The organism is uncultured Gordonia sp., from assembly GCF_937858515.1.
Lineage (GTDB): Bacteria > Actinomycetota > Actinomycetes > Mycobacteriales > Mycobacteriaceae > Gordonia.
Genome location: NZ_CALLZT010000023.1, coordinates 1 through 17,681, shown reverse-complemented (window position 1 = coordinate 17,681; position 17,681 = coordinate 1). Strand labels below are relative to the sequence as shown.

The window sequence follows — 17,681 nt, the reverse complement described above, 5'->3', positions numbered from 1 at the left end:
ATCGCCCGCATGAGGATTTCGCGTCGTGCCTCGGCGATCAGTCCGTTCTATGCGATGGAGTACGGGCGGCGGGCGGCCGAACTGATCGCCGACGGACACGACGTGATCCGGTTCAACATCGGCGAACCCGACTTCGGGGCACCGCCGGAGTTCCTGGCCGCCGCGCGTGAGCTGTGCGACGGCCGGCCGCTCCCCTACACCGACGCCCTCGGGTTGCCCGCGTTGCGGGAGGCAATCGCCCGGTTCTACTCCGAACATTTCCGGTGTGAGGTGCCGGCGCGGCGGGTGGTGGTCACGTCGGGTGCGTCGGCAGCACTGCTGATGGCGTGCGCGGCGCTCGTCGACCCGGGCGACGAGGTGCTGATCGCCGATCCGTCGTATCCGTGCAACCGGCAGTTCGCCGAAAGTTTCGGCGGCACGGTGCGATTGATCCCGACCACCGCGGCCGACAGGTTCCAGCTCACCGCGGACGGCGTATCGACGGCGTGGTCGGAGGCGACGCGGGGCGTGATGGTGGCGTCGCCGTCCAATCCGACCGGAACATCGGTACCCGCGGACGAGCTGGCCGCGATCTGTGACGTCGCCCGCTCCCGCGGAGGCTGGCGGATCATCGATGAGATCTACCTCGGCCTGGCCGACGGAGATGGCGGGCTGCCACCGCGCAGCGTACTCGCCTCCGACCCGGAAGCGATTGTGATCAACAGCTTTTCGAAATACTTCGGGTTGACCGGGTGGCGGCTGGGCTGGGCGATCGTTCCCGACGGCCTCGTGGAGGTGTTCGAGCGGCTGGAGCAGAACTACTACATATGCCCACCCACGCCGTCACAATTCGCGGCGCTGACGTGTTTCTCCCCCGAGTCGCTGGCCGTCGCCGAGGCGCGTCGCACGGAGTTCCGGGAGCGCCGCAAACTCGTCCTCGACGGCCTGGCCGAGATCGGGCTCGACGTCCCGGTCGTCCCCGACGGTGCGTTCTACGTTTACATCGACGTGGGTTCCACCGGCATGACCGCCTCCGAGTTCTGCGACCGCGCCCTCACCGAGGCACACGTGGCCCTCACTCCCGGAAAGGATTTCGGCGTCGCCGGAGCGGAGCGGTTCGTCCGCCTCTCCTATTCGGTCGGCAAATCTGAACTGGCCGAAGGTATCTCCCGGCTAGCCCGGTTCACCCGTTGAGAGCCTCACCTCACCGGACCCTTCGAGACGCTCGCTCGTTCCTCGCATCGCCCTCAGGGATCAAGAAGCGTCCCCCACCCCAAAACCGTTCCAACGCAACCACCACCTCGAACCCGAAGTCAAAGCGCACAGAATCCGGCCACCATCCTGACCCCCGAGGCGACACAACACAGAAACTAACCACCATCTCGACCCCAAGCCCGACGCGACACACGATCAAACCACCATCTCGACCCCAAGCCCGACGCGACACACGATCAAACCACCATCTTGATCCCTGAGGCCGACGCGACGCAGGAGCGAGGGACGCGTTGGGTCAGGTGACCTTTCGACACCTCACGCACCCACCTCGAACTCGCCGCTAACCCCGAACCCGTTTGCGGCCGTCCAATCCCGCCGCCACCGCGCGTTTGGCGTCTACGGCGCGGAGGCGGTGGGCGGGGGGGAAACCGCCGGCGGTGGGCCGGTCCGGGATCTGTTCGGGGTCGTCGGCGATCGTCCAACGGGAACCGATGTCGGCGAGCGAGGAGTGTTTGGTGGCGTAGTAGTCGGGCCGGGGCACCAGTGCGACACCGGAATCGCCTGCCGCAGCGGCGATCAGGTGCGGGTGGAAGCGGGTGCTGATCCAGGTGTCGCCACGCCCGGCGGGCAGCCCGCGCCGCCAGATGTCGAGGAACGACACCGACGTCGAACCCTTAAGTCGGTCAGCGAGTTTCACCGGAACTGTCATGTCCTTACCCGGAATACCTTCCACCACGGTCACTGCCGACCCGGGCACGTCCCAGGAGTCGAGCGTACGGCGCACCACCTCGGCGAGGGCATCGACGCCGGTCTGCCCGAAGGCCGCAAAATCGTCGGTGAGATCGGCCTGGATACACAGCGTGACCCCGCCGGACACGGGTTTGGGCCGTCGGCTGAGCAGTCGCCGTTCACCCCACGCGAGCCAGGCGTCGTCGCCGCCGAGTCGTGCGTCGTCGCCCAGTGCCGCCGCCGACGCGGTGTCCCGCACGTCGAACAGGCTGAAAGCACCCGCCGCATCGCGCAGCGCCGCCAGCGCAGGCTCGTCGACGGTCGGCATCAGTCCCAGCCCGGTCGCGTACGCACGTGCGCCGGTGGATCGGGCGAGCGCGGCGGCCGCCGACACCAGCGAAACCTGGTAGGGCCACACGTTGTTAACGTAACCGCCGCCGAGCAGGTGCACCGACGCCGCCCGCCGAAACAGGTCGACGCCTTCGGCCAGGCCCGGCGCGTGCCCGAACTCGGTGGCTGCCGACGCCACCCATTCCCACGGTCGGTCCGGATCGAGGCCGTCGGTACCGTCCACATCCCCCGACAATCCGCCGGCGTGCACGGTGAGCTTCCAGATCGTGTCGACGAAGATCGTGCGCGGATGGATGCCCCGGAACAGCAGCGTCGCCTGACCGGGTGAATGGCAGTCCAGCACCACCGTCGCCCGAGGCCGTTCCTTGGAGAGGTACCGCAGCCAGGCGCGGGCGATCAGCTCATCCCCGTAATTGGGGTACCCCGACGGTGCGATCAGGTAGATGATCTCGCGCCGCCGCAGCTTGTCCATCAGTCCCGGATCGCGCAGCTTATCCACGACCGACGCCGGGTCCACTCCCCTGATCTGCATACTTGCGACTGTACCGACAAGAACCGCCCGTCACGGCGTGCTCGATGCCCTATCGCGAGCGTCGGACCTGTGGGGGGCGGTTTTTGTCCGGTCACGTCACCATGCGCAGGGCAAGCTCCGCGTAAGCGGTGCCGAGCGCGACCGGATCTGAGTGAGTCCGGCTCGGGAACCAACGGCAGACGTCGACGCAGAGGGAAGAGATGGCCAGTACCGCGTCGTCAGGATGCTCGACGGTGAACACCCCGTCCCGGATTCCTTGCCGGACAATAGTTTCGATGATGTCGACGGTGTCTCGGCGCATCGCGGCCACGACCCGGTAGTGCTCGGGCGCCAGCGCGTGCAACTCGTACTGCACCACCTTGGCGTGTTCGTGGTGGCGGGCCTGCCAGCAGGCGAACGCGGCGACCACCGCTTGCAGACGTTGCTCGGGACCCCCTGCTGTATCCGCATCAACCGAGCGCAACTCGTCCAGGATCTGCCCGTGCCCGTCTACCGCGATCGCGTACAGCAGCTCTTCCTTGGACTTGTAGTGCGGGTACATCGCGGCCGGGCTCAGGTTGAGATGTTTGGCGATCTGCCGGGTCGACGTACCGCCGAAGCCGTCGCGGGCGAACATCTCCACCGCGGCCCGGCGCATCCTGGTGGCCGCCGGCGAGTCCGAAACCAGCGGCGCCGCATACGCGGCCTCCACGTCGAGCTGTCCCATCGCGCCTCCCTCGGCGATCCACGCGCACCTTGCGTCCGGGTCGTGATTGACCGGAGCCGTCGTGAGGTGCATCATAAGCGAGTGCTCATTTTATGAGCGATCGCTTAGTTGACGCAAGATCCTCCCGAGGAGAGTTTTCATGGCCGACCCGATCTCCCGCCGCGACCTCGACTTCCTGCTGTACGAGTGGCTCGATGTCGAGCAGTTCACCAAGGCGCAGCGCTACGCCGACCACTCGAAGGACACCTTCGACGCCGTCCTGGACCTGGCGCAGGACATCGCGATCAAGAAGTACGCGCCGTTCAACAAGCTCCTGGACCAGAACGAGCCCTATGTCGGCGACGACGGCAAGGTGGTCCTGCCCGACGCCACCGCCGACGGCGTACGCGAGTTCCTCGCCGCCGGACTGATCGCCGGACCGTTCGGTGAGGAACTCGACGGCGGCAGCCTGCCCTCCACCGTCCACCAGGCGGCGATGACCTGGTTCCAGGCCGCCAACCCGGCGATGTCGTCGTACACGTTCCTGACCGTCGGCAACGCCAACCTGCTCGCCGAGTACGGCACCCCCGAGCAGATCGACACGTGGGTGCGCCCGATGCTCGAAGGCCGCTACTTCGGCACGATGTGCCTGTCGGAGCCGGGCGCCGGATCGTCGCTGTCGGACATCACCACCAAGGCCACCCCCGTCGGCGACGGCACCTACCGGGTGTCGGGCACCAAGATGTGGATCTCGGCCGGCGATCACGAACTCGGCGAGAACATCGTGCATCTGGTGCTGGCCAAGGCGCCGGGCGGCGGACCGGGTGTCAAGGGCATCTCGCTGTTCATCGTGCCGAAGGTCCTGCAAGACGGCACCCGCAACGACGTCGCTCTGGTGGGCCTGAATCACAAGATGGGCCAGCGCGGCACCACCAACACCCTGCTCAACTTCGGTGACGGCACCTTCCCCGTCGGCGACGAATCCGGTGCGGTCGGCTACCTCGTGGGTGAGGAGCACAAGGGGCTGTTCTACATGTTCCACATGATGAACGAGGCCCGGATCGGGGTCGGATTCCTGGCCACCGCAATCGGTTACGCCGGCTACCTGCAGTCGCTGGAGTACGCCAAGACCCGCGTGCAGGGCCGTCCCGTCGACTCGAAGGATCCCGCGTCCAAGCCAGTGGCGATCATCGAACATCCCGACGTCAAGCGGATGCTGCTGGCGCAGAAGTCGTACGTGGAAGGCGGTCTGGCGCTAGGACTTTGGTCGTCGACCCTGGTCGACCGCGCCGCGACCGCCACCGATGACGACGAACGCGCCCGTGCCGCACTGCTTCTCGACGTCATCACGCCGATCAGTAAGAGCTGGCCGTCGCAGTGGTGCCTGACCGCCAACGATCTGGCGATCCAGGTGCTCGGCGGCTACGGGTACACCAAGGAGTTCGACGTCGAGCAGTGCTACCGCGACAACCGGCTCAACCCGATTCACGAGGGCACGCACGGTGTGCAGGCCATCGACCTGCTGGGCCGCAAGTTCACGATGAAGGGTGGCGCCGGGCTGCGGGCGCTGGTCGAGACCATCACCGAGACCATCGAGCGGGCCACCGCCGCCGGAGGCGACGCCGCCGGTTACGCCGCCACGCTGCGCGCCAGCGCCGACCGGATCCCCGCCACCGTCATGGCCGCGTGGGCCGCCGGCGATCCTGCCGTCGCGCTCGCCAACGCCACCGCGTTCCTGGAGGCCACCGGACACACCGTCCTGGCCTGGCTGTGGCTGGAACAATTCCTTGCCGCCGCGGGCAAAGAAGGCGATTTCTACGACGGCAAGCGAGCCGCGACGCAATACTTCTTCAGGTACGAGCTGCCCAAGACGGGACCGATGTTCGATCTGGTGGCCGCGGGAGACCGCACCACCCTCGACGCCTCACCCGACTGGTTCTGATCCACCACACCCCGAAAGGTCAACCGACACAATGACAATTCTGGACAGGTTCTCCCTCACCGACAAGGTCGTGATCGTGACCGGCGCCTCGTCGGGTCTCGGCGTCGCGTTCGCGAAGGGATTCGCCGAGGCCGGCGCCGACGTGGTGCTCGCCGCCCGGCGCGTCGAGAAGCTCGCCGACACCGCCAAACTCGTCGAGGCCGCCGGCCGCAAGGCTCTGCCGGTGCAGACCGATGTGACCGATCCCGAGCAGTGCCAGGCCGTCGTCGACGCCGCGATGGCCGAGTTCGGCCACGTCGACATCCTGATCAACAACGCCGGCGTGGGCACCGCGGTGCCGGCGACCCGCGAAACCCCCGACCAGTTCCGGCAGGTCGTCGACCTGAACCTGAACGGCAGCTACTGGATGGCCCAGTCGTGCGGCCGAATCATGAAGCCGGGCAGCGCGATCGTCAACATCGCCAGCGTCCTGGGCATCACAACCGCCGGCCTCCCGCAGGCCGCGTACGCCTCCAGCAAGGCCGGCGTGATCGGCCTGACCCGCGACCTGGCCCAGCAGTGGGGACACCGGAAGGGCATCCGCGTCAACGCGATCGCCCCCGGCTTCTTCGCCAGCGAGATGACCGACGCCTACCCGCCCGGCTACCTCGAAGCCCAGAACACCCGCATCGTCCTTCAACGCACCGGCGACCCCGAGGAGTTGGCCGCCACCGCCATCTGGCTCGCCTCCCCCGCCGCCGGCTACGTAGTCGGCCAGACCATCCCCGTAGACGGCGGCATCACCATCAGCTGACCCGGACAATTTCCGGTGACATGGCGTTCCGCGATGGAATAGTGCCTCACGGAACGCCATGTAGGACGAATCTGGGCGTCGGGGTCGTGCGGGATCATCCCTACGGGCGACACGGGAGTCGCCCTTCCTGACGCCATAATGGTGTGTGATGGAAACCACACCGACATCCCCGGTGCACCCGAGCCTGCGGGAACCGGCCCACCGGGTCGATCCGCGGGCCAAGACTCTGTGGCGGATCGTTCCGCTGATCGTTGCCGCGCCGGTGGCGATCGGCGCGCTGATCGCGGCGGCATTCTCCGGTGAGTTCTGGTGGATACCGATCCTGACGCTGGCTGCCGCGGTCCTGGTTCTCGCCTTCTTCGTCGCGGTGGTGCCCGCGTGGCGGTACCGATTCCATCGGTGGGAGGTGTCCGCCGACGCCGTCTATACCCAGTCCGGCTGGTTCAACCGACACGCCGTGATCATCCCGATCGCCCGAATCCAGGTGGTCGACACCGAAGCGGGTCCGCTCGAACAACTCCTGAAACTGGCCACGGTGACCGTGACGACCGCGTCGTCCGCCGGCACCATCCGGATCGCCGGACTCGATGCGGCGGCCGCCGCGCAGGTGGCCGCCGACCTCACCATCGCCACTGCGAGGCACACCGGTGACGCAACCTGATCCGCAGACACCCCGGGTCGACGGCCCGGGCGACTGGCATCGTCTGTCCGCCTGGATGATGCTCGAGGAGACGCCCGGGCGGGTACCCCAGTTTCTCGGCGTCGTCGTCGGCCTGGCCAGTCTTTTCCTGGGCATTCCCGGCATCGTGCCCATTGTCGTGGGAGCACTGGCCGCGGTGGTCGCCGCGGTGCCGATATGGCTGGCCACCACCTACCAGGTCACCGACCAGCACGTCCGGGTCCGCAGCGGCGTGATCAGGCGCAAAGCGGCCACCGCGCGCCGCGACCGCATCCGCAGCGTCGAGACCACCGCGTCACCGCTGAACCGCGTGCTCGGCCTGGAAACGGTGACAATCAGAACCGGTGCCGACGCGTCGTCGTCAGCGGTGGTGCTGTACTGCGTCCGCAAGCAATACGCGATCGCGCTGCGCGACTATCTCATGCCCACCGGAACACCCGCCGCCCCCGACACCGCCGACCCCGACAGCCCCGATAACGGCCAAGCCCCGGACGTCGCTGTCCCCCTCGCCGGTTTCGAACCGCGCTGGTTGCGTTTCGCGGCGTTCTCGAACCTCGGCTTCACCGTCGCCGCGGCGGCTCTCATGATCGGTGCGCGACTGGCCTATGAAGTCGCCCGGCCGGACGAGGAAAGGTCGGGGTCGTGGGATCTGCCCAGCGACCTGTCGATATCTCTCACAGTGAGCATCGCAGTCGCGGTCATCGTCTTCGGAGCCGCGGCGTCGGTGCTGTCCTACCTGTTCGAGTTCGGTCATTTCCTGCTGTCCCGGCATCGCGACGGCACGCTCCGAATACGACGAGGCCTACTCACCACCACGTCGACGACACTGGATGAGAAGCGGATCCGCGGCATCCGCATTCACGAGCCACCGCTGATGCGGCCGTTACGAGGGGCCCGGTTGCATGCCATCGCGACCGGTGCGGACAAGCAGCCGCTACTACTGCCCCTGACACCCACCGAAGTGGTCGGACGCGTCGGCCGGGCGGTGTTCGGAGCAGGCGGTGATGCCGCCCAATTCCCGCCGCAACACACCATTCCAGATCGACCTGGCGATCATGGAGCGCTGAAACCGCACCCACCGGCCGCTCGGCGCCGCCGCATCACCCGCACCGTCGCGAGTGCCTTGGCCGTATCAGTGATCCCGCTCATCGCGTGGGCGCTGGGATGGCTACCGCTCACAGTGGCCATCACCGGCCTCGTGGTGCTGGCGTGCGCGGGCGCCGCGCTCGGCGAACTGCGCTATCGCAACCTCGGCCACCGGCTCACCGACCACTCACTCGTGATCGCACCGCCGACAGCCGCCCGGCAACGCTACCTGCTGCACGACGACGGCATCATCGGCTGGTCGGTACGCGCGTCGTGGTTCCAGCGTCGTCAGGGGCTGGTCACCCTGGTCGCGGCCAGCGCCGCCGGCACCGAGGCCTACCGCATCGTCGACATCCACGGCGACGACGCAAGCGCACTGGCCGCCGAGATCTCACCCGGCCTCATCGAGCCGTTTCTGCACCGGTGACTGTGCGGTGGATCCGAGCCAGGACCTGGCTCGGATCCACCGCATGACACCGTCTTACAACTCCGCTGTGGCCAGGTATTCACGCAGGTAGCCGCGCAGGATCGTCTTGGCCTCCTCGATCAGCGCCGCATCGCCGTCGGGATCCGTACGAAAAGCCTCCTGCAGCATGGTGTCTGCCACCAGATGCGCCGACCGGGCCACCACGTCGAGCCGCAGCGAATCCGGGATGCCCTGCTGCATCAGGATCTGGCGCAGCATCTCGGCCATCCGCCGCTTGTGTTCTCGGTCGGCCGCCTGCGTCGCATCCGTCAGCGACCGGCTGAACCACAACGCCCGGAAGCCGTCCTCGGAGCGGTAGGCGTCGACGAACGCGTCGAACAGGATTCCGACCGGATCGGACCACGTCCGCTGACCCGCCGACCGGAGCAGCCCGTTCATCCGGTTCTCCAGACGATGCAGATAGGTTTCGGCCAGGGTCTCGATGATCGCGTCCCGGTCGGGCAGATACTGGTACAGCGAGGCCACCGACACGCCCGCCTCCTCGGCGACGCGGGTGGTGGTCAGCACCGCCGGGCCTTCGGCGACGAGGATGCGGTCGGCCGCGGCCAGCACCTGCATCAGCCGCTCGCGGCTGCGTGCCTGCTGCGGAATACGGCGCAGACCCGCCCAGTCGAGGTCAAAGGCATCGGTCATCTGCACGGCTGCTCCGCTCTGTCATATCTCAGGGTCATCTGTCAGGTTGCCGTCTGTCAGGTCCCGTCATGCGTCCGCATGCCCTGCGTCGTGCGCCGTCTACCGGTCAGGGGACAGCGGATCGCCACTGCTCATCGCCGCATCCCGGAATGGTCAAACACCCTATCACCCGGGTCTGCCAGTCATGGTCGCCGACGGTGCGACGCGCCCGCGGGCAATATATTCCGCGGGAAACACCGACGTCACGTGCGAGCGGTGCGGCCGAAACAACGCGGCCGTACACCATTCCCATGGCTGTCCTCGACATGATCAAAAACGGCAAAGCGACCCCGCATCCCGTTGACGAGATCCCCCCGTTCATCAAACTGTTCCCGCTCGGCTTGCAGCATGTCCTCGCGATGTACGCGGGCGCGGTGGCGGTTCCGCTCATCGTCGGCGGCGCGATGGTCAGCGCCGGCCAGCTCGAAGAGGGCGACATCGTCCACCTCATCATGGCCGACCTGTTCGTGGCCGGCATCGCCACGCTGATCCAGTCGGTCGGATTCTGGCGATTCGGTGTGCGACTGCCGCTGATGCAGGGTGTGACGTTCGCGGCCGTCGGCCCGATGATCACCATCGGCACCAGCCACGGCATCACCGCCATCTACGGCGCGGTGATCGCCTCGGGTGTCTTCATGATCGTCATGGCTCCGGTCATCGGAAAGCTGGTCAGATTCTTCCCGCCGCTGGTGACCGGCACCATCATCGTGATCATCGGTGTGTCACTGATGCGGGTGGCGGCCGGCTGGTTCGGCGGCGGAACCGCCAAGGGCGAGGACTTCGGTGAGCCCAAGGCGATCGCGTTCGGTTTCGGCACGCTGGTCATCATCCTGGCCATCGAACGGTTTGCGCCCGACTCGATCCGCCGGGTGTCGGTGCTGCTCGGCCTGATCATCGGCACCCTGATCTCCATTCCGTTCGGCCTGCCCAACTGGGATGCCGTCGGCGAGAACGCCTGGGTCGGCATTCCCCAGCCGTTCCAGTTCGGTCTGCCCGAGTTCCAGCTCAGCGCCATCATCTCGATGATCATCGTCGCCATCGTGATCATGACCGAGACCACCGGCGACATCGTCGCCGTCGGCGAGATCGTCGACAAGAAGATCACCCCGCAGAAACTTGCCGACGGTATGCGCGCCGACGGACTGGGCACCGTCCTCGGCGGCGTGTTCAACACGTTCCCGTACACCGCGTTCGCGCAGAACGTCGGTCTGGTGGCCATCACCGGCGTGCGGACCCGGCACGTCGCGACGTGCGCCGGCGCCATCCTGGTGATCTTCGGTCTGCTACCCAAGATGGGCGCGATCGTCGAGGGCATCCCGCAGCCGGTGCTCGGCGGCGCCGGTGTCGCACTGTTCGGCATGGTCGCGGCCAGCGGCATCCGGACCCTGTCCAAGGTCAAGTTCAACAACACCAACATCCTGGTGGTGGCCATCTCGATCGGTGTGGCATTGCTGACCGAGGCGAGCCTGTACTACACCGACCGTTCCGGTGACGAGCCGGTGAACGTGAAACTGGACCTGTACCACCAGTTCCCGGACTGGTTCCAGACCATCTTCCACTCGGGCATCTCGGCGGGCGCACTGTGCGCGATCATCCTGAACCTGTTGCTCAACACCAAATCCACCTCGATCGACCCTGTCGACTACCACAACACCGGCGAGATCGATGTCGCGCCGTCGGCCTCCGACGCCCCGCGCGGCCCGGCGTTCGACCCCCGCGACGCACTGCTGGCCGCCGACCCGGCGACCACCGAGGAGACCTTGCGGTACCTGGCGCAACGGGACGAGGGTCTGCACCCGTTCATCGTCACCAACCCGTCGGCACCCAAGGAACTGTGCGACTGGATCAAGAGCCTCGGTGATCCGAAGGTGTTGCGGCTGTTCGAGAAGTGGGACGGCTACACCCACGGCGACTTCTCCAAACGCGGCAGCCAGTGACGCCTATCGTGGAAGGTATGTCCAGCTCAGATCATCCCCAGCCCGCGCCCGAACCCGACCCGGACGTTCCGCACACCTACGAGCAGGAGTCGCCGTTCGCATTCGGCGACGCCAAGCCGATCGGTGAGACGGATCGCATCACCCGGGAGAAGGCGATCTACGATGCCGCGCGCACGTCGGCACCCATCGACCGGGGCCATGCCGTGGGTGGCAGCGGTGGCGCCACCGAGGGCAGGTGAGCGGATGGAGGTCCTGATCAGTCGGGTCCTGCTGCGCTCGCCCGACCCGGTTCGGTTGCAACGGTTCTACCGCGACCAGCTCGGCCTCGCGGTGGCCCGCGAGTATCCCGGCGGGATCGTCTTCCACGCCGGGTCCGGGTTCATCGAGGTGCCCGGACACATGTCGGCCGAACAGGTCGGCACGTCCGGGGCGGCACTGTGGTTGCAGGTCCGTGACATCGCAGGCACCGAGAAGCAACTGCGCGACGCCGGCGTGACCGTGACCCGCGAACCGGTCACCGAACCGTGGGGCCTGATCGAGATGCACATCGCCGACCCCGACGGCCGCACGCTGATCGTCGTCGAGATCCCCGAGGACCATCCGCTGCGCCGCGACCTGCGGACGTAGCGGAATACCCGGTGATGACAGACTGAACGAATGACAGTATGGCGTGCCCCCAGGGTCACCGGGCCGGTGACGGCGACCGTCGAGTTGCCCGGATCCAAGTCCATCACCAATCGCGCCCTGATCCTGGCGGCACTGGCCGACGGGCCCTCGACGGTGCGCGGGGTACTGCGCAGCCGCGACACCGACCTCATGCTCGGCGCGCTCGCGGCGCTGGGGGTGGACATCGAGTCGGGTGAGACCCCCACGACCGTCACCCTGACCCCTGCCCCGCTGCACGGCGCCGACGTGTACTGCGGTCTCGCCGGCACGGTCATGCGATTCCTGCCGCCGGTCGCCGCGTTCGCCGACGGACCGGTCCGCTTCGACGCCGACGAGCAGGCACGATCCCGGCCGCAGTCGACGATCCTCGGCGCATTGCGGGTGCTGGGGGTGGACGTCGATGGCGACGCGCTGCCGTTCACGGTCAACGGCACCGGCCGCGCCGCCGGTGGCGCGGTGACCATCGACGCATCGGCGTCGTCGCAATTCGTGTCGGGGCTGCTGCTGTCGGCGCCGAGGTTCGACGACGGTGTCACCGTGCATCATGTGGGCAAGCCGGTGCCGTCGACGCCGCACATCGACATGACCGTCGACATGCTCAGGACTGCCGGGGTGGCGGTGGACACCTCCGAAGCCAACACGTGGCGGGTGGCGCCCGGGCCGATCAAGGCCGTCGACTGGGTTATCGAACCCGATTTGTCCAATGCCGCAGCGTTTTTGGCGGCCGCCGCTGCCACCGGTGGGACCGTCACCGTTCCATACTGGCCCGCCGTGACCACCCAGCCGGGTGCCCAGATCACCGACGTGCTGCGCGACATGGGTTGTGAAGTAACGCTTTCCGGCGGTCTGCTGACGGTGGACGGCCCGGACCGACTGTCCCCCATCAGTATCGACCTGCACGACATCGGCGAACTGACCCCGACCATCGCGGCCCTAGCGGCCCTGGCCGACGGCACGTCGGTGCTCTCGGGGATTGCGCACCTGCGCGGGCATGAAACCAACCGGCTGGAGGCGCTGGCCACCGAGATCAACCGGCTCGGCGGCAAGGTCACCGAAACCGACGACGGCCTGCGCATCGAGCCCGCACCGCTGCACGGTGGCCACTGGCTCTCGTACGCCGATCACCGCATGGCCACCGCCGGCGCGCTCATCGGCCTGGTCACCGACGATGTCGACGTCGACGACATCGAGACCCCCGCCAAACCCCTCCCCGACTTCCCCGCCATGTGGCACCAGATGATCGCAGGCGCCGCTTGATCTCTCCAAGGACCGTCGTACAGCCGTTGGGAGCCCCATCTCACCGGACCCAACGCGTCGCAGTCGGCTCGCAAGCTCGCCCGACAGCTCCTCAGGGATCAAGACGCCCGTCACGCCGCCTCAAGCCCAAACCCGCAACAAGGCAACCACGCATCTTGATCCCTGAGGCCAAAGCCACAACAAGCCAACCACACATCTTGATCCCTGAGGCCAAAGCCACAACAAGCCAACCACACATCTTGATCCCTGAGGCCGATGCGACGAAGGAGCGAGGGTCGCGAAGGGTCCGGCGACCTTTCGAACCTGACGCAACCACCTCAACCTCGACGCGAGCCGCGAAATGAGGCGAGCAGCGACCAGTTACGACGAGTCCGATGTTCGGGTGCGGCCGGGCAAGGGCAGTCGGCCGAGGACGAAAACCCGTCCGGCACATGATGATGCAGCCGAGGCGATGGTGGTGTCGGTGGACCGGGGCCGCTGGGGGTGTGTGATCGGCGGCGACCCCGACCGCCGGGTGGTGGCGATGCGGGCACGCGAGTTGGGCCGAACACCGGTGGTCGTGGGCGATCAGGTCGGCGTCGTCGGCGACCTGACGGGCCGCAAGGACACGCTCGCCCGGATCGTGAAGGTTGCCGATCGCTCGACGGTGTTGCGGCGCACTGCAGACGACACCGATCCATATGAGCGGATCGTCGTCGCCAATGCCGATCAACTGCTGATCGTGACGGCGCTGGCCGATCCGCCACCGCGCACCGGTTTCGTCGAACGTGCCCTGGCCGCCGCGTACGTGGGTGGACTGTCACCGATCCTGTGTCTGACCAAGTCGGATCTGGCCGATCCGGCCGACTTCGCCGCGGCATTCGCCGATCTGGATCTGCCGGTGGTCATCGCCGGCCGCGACGACGATCTCACCGAGGTGACCGCGATACTGTCCGGGAAGATCACCGCACTGATCGGGCATTCCGGCGTCGGCAAGTCGACGCTGGTGAATCGTCTTGTCCCCGAGGCAGATCGGGCCACCGGAGTGGTATCCGGAGTCGGCAAGGGACGGCACACCTCCACCCAGTCGGTGGCCCTGCCACTGCCGGACGGAAACGGGGCGAGCGAAGCGACGGGGAAATGTGACGGCTGGGTCGTAGACACACCTGGAATCCGGTCCTTCGGGCTGGCCCACGTGGGCCCCGACGACATCGTCGACGCGTTCGCCGACCTGCGCGACACCATCGACGAATGCCCGCGTGGCTGTTCACATCTCGGCCCGCCGGCCGACCCGGAATGCGCGCTCGACGCGTTGTCGGGCCATTCGCTGCGCCGGGCGATGGCGGTGCGTCAATTGCTGATCGCGGTCACCTCGGGCACGCAGCACGCCGACGATCCCGAAGCCGATCCGCCTATACCGGCAGGCGGGTGAGAAACTGTTCGGCGTCGACGGGGTGGCCGGCACGAGCCATGTCGGGCTTGCCACCGACATAGAGCCAGCCGAGGAGTTTTTCGTTCTCGCCGAGGCCATGTAGGCGGGCGACGGGTTCGGCGTGGGTGAACGGTCCGGTGCGCCAGATGACGCCGTAGCCGGCTTCGTCGAGCAGCAGGCTCAACGCGTGGCCGACGCCGGCGGCCACCGCTTCCTGTTCCCAGTCGGGAACCTTGGGGTGGGGTTTGGTGCTGGACACGATCGCGATGAGCAGCGGGGCGCGCAGCGGCTTGTCCGCCGATCCGTCGTGACCGAGGACCTCGGTGAACGCGGCGCCGAGCCGAACCCTGTCGTCCTCGCGCAACTCGATCAGCCGCCACGGCGTGAGACCTGCATGATCTGCGACCCGGCCGGCCGCGGCGACCAGGCCGACGAGCTCGTCGTGGTCGGGGGCGTCGTCGGTCACCTTGGGCCAGGAGACGCGCTCCAGCATCGCATCACGGACGGTTGCCACGGTCTCGGATCCCATCGGGCCAGCCTACCCACCCGCGGGAGCGCCGCTACCTCCGGACCTTGCGCTGCCTGCGCTGCTCACGCGATTGCGCGATCGCCGTCTTGAGTCCGCCGGATATCCGCAGCCCCTGCGGCTTCGGGAGCGCGGCGAAGCGCCGCTCGGACGCGGTTTCGGGGGCGTCGTCGGCGGTGTCGTGCAGCATCTGGTCGGGCAGCGCGAGCTTGTTGATGGTGCGCAGCGTCTTGAGGTACTGCACCGGCAGTGATCCGGTGGTGTAGGGCAGGTCGTACTTCTCGCACAGTTGCTGAACCCGCACCGAGATCTCGGCGAGCCGGTTGCTCGGCAGATCGGGGAAAAGGTGATGTTCGATCTGGTAGCACAGGTTGCCCGACATGAACGCCATCACCGGACCGGCATGAAAATTGGCACTGCCGAGCATCTGCCGCAGATACCACTGACCCTGCGTCTCGTGTTCTAGAGTGTCGATCGTGAATTTCTCGGCACCGTCGGGGAAATGGCCACAGAAGATCACCACGTACGCCCACAGATTGCGGATCAGATTTGCGGTGGCATTGGCGGTGAGCGTGTGGAAGAAATTGGGTCCGGTCAGCGCGGGATAAAGTACGTAGTCCTTGCCGACCTGACGAATGATCTTGCGCCCGAACAGCTTCAGCTGCGGAATACCCACGTCCTTCGGCTTTTCACCGTCGATGATCTCACGGAGGCCGATATCGTGCAGGCCGATACCCCATTCGAAGGTGGAGGCGAGCACGAGGTTGGAGATCGGCTGAAATAGCCGCCGCGGTGCCCACGGTTCGTCGCGGGTGACGCGCAGAACCTTGTAGCCCACGTCGTCGTCCATCCCGAGCACGTTGGTGTATTTGTGATGAATGTAATTGTGGGAATGCTTCCAGTGCGGTGACGCGCACACCATATCCCACTCGTAGGTGGTCGAATGGACCTCGGGGTCGTTCATCCAGTCCCATTGCCCGTGCATCACGTTGTGCCCGAGTTCCATGTTCTCGATGATCTTGGCCAGCCCGAGCGCGGTGGTCCCCAGCAGCCACAGCGATCTGCGGTTGCTGCCGAGCAGCACGACCCGCCCGGAGAGTTCGAGGAAGCGCTGCAGCTTGATCGTCCGGTGTAGGTACCGGACGTCACGCAGACCGCGGTCCGCCTCGATCTCACGACGAATCGCGTCGAGTTCATGTCCCAGAGCCTCGACGTCGGCATCGGTGAGATGCGCGTAGGTGTTGATATCGGAAATCGCCATTGCTACAAGTATGCCCTGAGTCTTCGATGCCCGGCTTGCGAGCCTCCTCTCACCCAACGGCTCCTGTCATGAACCCCACCGATACGCCGAGGCATCACAATAGTGTCGATGCCTCGGCGTATCGGTGGGGTTTATGACGGCTGGGCAGACACTCCCTAGGCGGCCTGCCTGGTGACGATGCCCTCCGATTTACGGCCCTTGCCCCGCAGCGAGGCGATGGCCGAGCGAAGGCCGCGCCGGCGGCCGGTGGCCGGATCGATGGTGCTGTGCAGGCGCACACCCTCGGGGAACTCGCCCTCGAACCGCTTCTCGGAGGCGGTTTCAGGGGCGTCGTCGCGGGTCGCCGTCAGGTACTTGTCCGGAAGCGACAGCTTGGCGATGGTGCGCCACGACTTGAGGTACTGCAGCAGGAACGAGCCGGTGGTGTAGGGCAGGTCGTACTTGTCGCAGAGTGCCTGCACCCGCACGGAGATCTCGGCGAGCCGGTTGCTCGGCAGGTCCGGGAAGATATGGTGCTCGATCTGGTACGAAAGGTTGCCGCTCATAAACGCCAGCACCGGACCGCACCGGAAGTTGGCGCTGCCGAGCATCTGCCGCAGGTACCACTCACCTTGGGTCTCGGAGTCGACGTCCTGCTTGGTGAACTTCTCGGCGCCGTCGGGGAAGTGCCCGCAGAAGATGACCGCGTTGGTCCACACATTGCGGATGACATTGGCCATCGCATTCGCCGTGGCGGCCTTGGCGAAGGCCCGGCGACGGCCGACCTTGGTGCCGGTGGTGGCCGCGACGAGCGCCGGGTACACCACGTAGTCCTTGGCCACCTGCCGGCCGGCCTTCGCGCCGACCTCGGCCAGATCGCGCCGCAGCTCGGCCTTGGCCTCGGGGGTCTTGCGCTTGCGGCCCAGCTCGAGGTGCTGCACGGCCACACCCCACTGGAACAGCAACGCCAGGAGCGTGTTGTAGACGATGTTGCCGAGGTAGTAGGGGCGCCACCGCTGGTCGCGGGTCACGCGCAGGACGCCGTAGCCCACATCATCGTCCATCCCGAGCACGTTGGTGTACTTGTGATGGATGTAGTTGTGGGTGTGCTTCCAGTGCGCCGACGGGCCGGTGATGTCCCATTCCCAGGAGGTGGAGTGCACCTCCGGGTCGTTCATCCAGTCCCACTGCCCGTGCATCACGTTGTGGCCGAGTTCCATATTCTCGACGATCTTGGCGACGCCGAGCGTCGACGCGCCGGCCCACCAGAGTGACCGCTTGGTGGAACCGGCGATCAGTACGCGCCCGGCGAGTTCGAGTCCTCGCTGGAAGCGGATCGTATTGCGCAGATAGCGCGCGTCGCGCTCGCCGCGGTCGGCCTCGATGTCCGCCCGGATCGCGTCGAGCTCCACGCACAGCGCCTCGATGTCCGACTCGGACAGGTGCGCGTACTCGGGGATGTCAGTGATCGCCATCGTTTCCGTCTATCTCCAA

At 66.8% G+C, this 17,681-nt stretch carries 16 protein-coding genes; 10 read left to right on the top strand and 6 right to left on the bottom strand.

What is annotated here, in order from left to right; translation table 11 throughout:
- Positions 1–9 precede the first annotated feature (9 nt).
- Positions 10–1,173 carry an aminotransferase class I/II-fold pyridoxal phosphate-dependent enzyme gene (locus tag Q0627_RS01820; RefSeq protein WP_291019665.1) on the top strand — a complete coding sequence of 388 codons (1,164 nt, stop codon included), beginning with the start codon at positions 10–12 and terminating at the stop codon, positions 1,171–1,173.
- Positions 1,174–1,534: 361 nt separating this feature from the next.
- Here Q0627_RS01820 and Q0627_RS01815 read toward each other — a convergent pair whose 3' ends face one another.
- Entirely contained in the window at positions 1,535–2,806 is a 1,272-nt protein-coding gene (locus tag Q0627_RS01815) for a polysaccharide pyruvyl transferase family protein (RefSeq protein ID WP_298807389.1), read from the bottom strand.
- Positions 2,807–2,897: 91 nt separating this feature from the next.
- Positions 2,898–3,512 carry a TetR/AcrR family transcriptional regulator gene (locus tag Q0627_RS01810; RefSeq protein ID WP_291019661.1) on the bottom strand — a complete coding sequence of 205 codons (615 nt, stop codon included), beginning with the start codon at positions 3,510–3,512 and terminating at the stop codon, positions 2,898–2,900.
- 139 nt (positions 3,513–3,651) lie between these two features.
- Here Q0627_RS01810 and Q0627_RS01805 point away from each other — a divergent pair, with 139 nt between their 5' ends.
- The 4 genes from Q0627_RS01805 (at position 3,652) to Q0627_RS01790 (ending at position 8,418) form a co-directional block, all read left to right on the top strand.
- On the top strand, positions 3,652–5,433 hold the full coding sequence (locus tag Q0627_RS01805; RefSeq protein WP_291019659.1) for an acyl-CoA dehydrogenase: 1,782 nt from the start codon (positions 3,652–3,654) through the stop codon (positions 5,431–5,433).
- 31 nt (positions 5,434–5,464) lie between these two features.
- Positions 5,465–6,226: an SDR family NAD(P)-dependent oxidoreductase gene (locus Q0627_RS01800; RefSeq protein ID WP_291019657.1), complete on the top strand. Its 762-nt coding sequence runs from the start codon at positions 5,465–5,467 to the stop codon at positions 6,224–6,226.
- Positions 6,227–6,374: 148 nt separating this feature from the next.
- Positions 6,375–6,887 (top strand): PH domain-containing protein, encoded by a 513-nt coding sequence (locus Q0627_RS01795; protein ID WP_291019655.1) that lies wholly within the window; start codon positions 6,375–6,377, stop codon positions 6,885–6,887.
- Positions 6,874–8,418 (top strand): PH domain-containing protein, encoded by a 1,545-nt coding sequence (locus tag Q0627_RS01790; RefSeq protein ID WP_291019652.1) that lies wholly within the window; start codon positions 6,874–6,876, stop codon positions 8,416–8,418. The genes Q0627_RS01795 and Q0627_RS01790 overlap by 14 nt, the downstream gene beginning before the upstream one ends.
- A 54-nt stretch (positions 8,419–8,472) precedes the next feature.
- On the opposite strand, the gene Q0627_RS01785 is transcribed toward Q0627_RS01790, so the two are convergent.
- On the bottom strand, positions 8,473–9,111 hold the full coding sequence (locus tag Q0627_RS01785) for a TetR/AcrR family transcriptional regulator (protein WP_291019649.1): 639 nt from the start codon (positions 9,109–9,111) through the stop codon (positions 8,473–8,475).
- A gap of 290 nt (positions 9,112–9,401) precedes the next feature.
- Here Q0627_RS01785 and Q0627_RS01780 point away from each other — a divergent pair, with 290 nt between their 5' ends.
- The 5 genes from Q0627_RS01780 (at position 9,402) to rsgA (ending at position 14,421) form a co-directional block, all read left to right on the top strand.
- Positions 9,402–11,087, top strand: a complete 1,686-nt coding sequence (locus Q0627_RS01780) for a nucleobase:cation symporter-2 family protein (protein WP_291019646.1) — start codon at positions 9,402–9,404, stop codon at positions 11,085–11,087.
- A gap of 17 nt (positions 11,088–11,104) precedes the next feature.
- Positions 11,105–11,326 carry a hypothetical protein gene (locus Q0627_RS01775; protein WP_291019643.1) on the top strand — a complete coding sequence of 74 codons (222 nt, stop codon included), beginning with the start codon at positions 11,105–11,107 and terminating at the stop codon, positions 11,324–11,326.
- A 4-nt stretch (positions 11,327–11,330) separates the two neighbouring features.
- Positions 11,331–11,714, top strand: a complete 384-nt coding sequence (locus Q0627_RS01770) for a VOC family protein (protein ID WP_291019640.1) — start codon at positions 11,331–11,333, stop codon at positions 11,712–11,714.
- 30 nt (positions 11,715–11,744) lie between these two features.
- Positions 11,745–13,010, top strand: coding sequence for a 3-phosphoshikimate 1-carboxyvinyltransferase (aroA, locus tag Q0627_RS01765; protein ID WP_298807386.1), 1,266 nt, complete (start codon positions 11,745–11,747; stop codon positions 13,008–13,010).
- A 340-nt stretch (positions 13,011–13,350) separates the two neighbouring features.
- The gene (rsgA, locus tag Q0627_RS01760; RefSeq protein ID WP_291019637.1) at positions 13,351–14,421 is read left to right on the top strand and encodes a ribosome small subunit-dependent GTPase A; all 1,071 of its coding nucleotides are present in this window, start codon (positions 13,351–13,353) and stop codon (positions 14,419–14,421) included.
- On the opposite strand, the gene Q0627_RS01755 is transcribed toward rsgA, so the two are convergent.
- The 3 genes from Q0627_RS01755 to Q0627_RS01745 all read right to left on the bottom strand — a co-directional run bounded on the left by Q0627_RS01755 (position 14,402) and on the right by Q0627_RS01745 (position 17,662).
- Positions 14,402–14,950: a nitroreductase family protein gene (locus tag Q0627_RS01755; protein ID WP_291019635.1), complete on the bottom strand. Its 549-nt coding sequence runs from the start codon at positions 14,948–14,950 to the stop codon at positions 14,402–14,404. The two genes, rsgA and Q0627_RS01755, sit on opposite strands and share 20 nt — an antisense overlap.
- Before the next feature lie 31 nt (positions 14,951–14,981).
- Positions 14,982–16,208 (bottom strand): acyl-CoA desaturase, encoded by a 1,227-nt coding sequence (locus tag Q0627_RS01750; RefSeq protein WP_291019633.1) that lies wholly within the window; start codon positions 16,206–16,208, stop codon positions 14,982–14,984.
- 155 nt (positions 16,209–16,363) lie between these two features.
- The gene (locus Q0627_RS01745; protein ID WP_291019629.1) at positions 16,364–17,662 is read right to left on the bottom strand and encodes a fatty acid desaturase; all 1,299 of its coding nucleotides are present in this window, start codon (positions 17,660–17,662) and stop codon (positions 16,364–16,366) included.
- Positions 17,663–17,681: the final 19 nt, after the last annotated feature.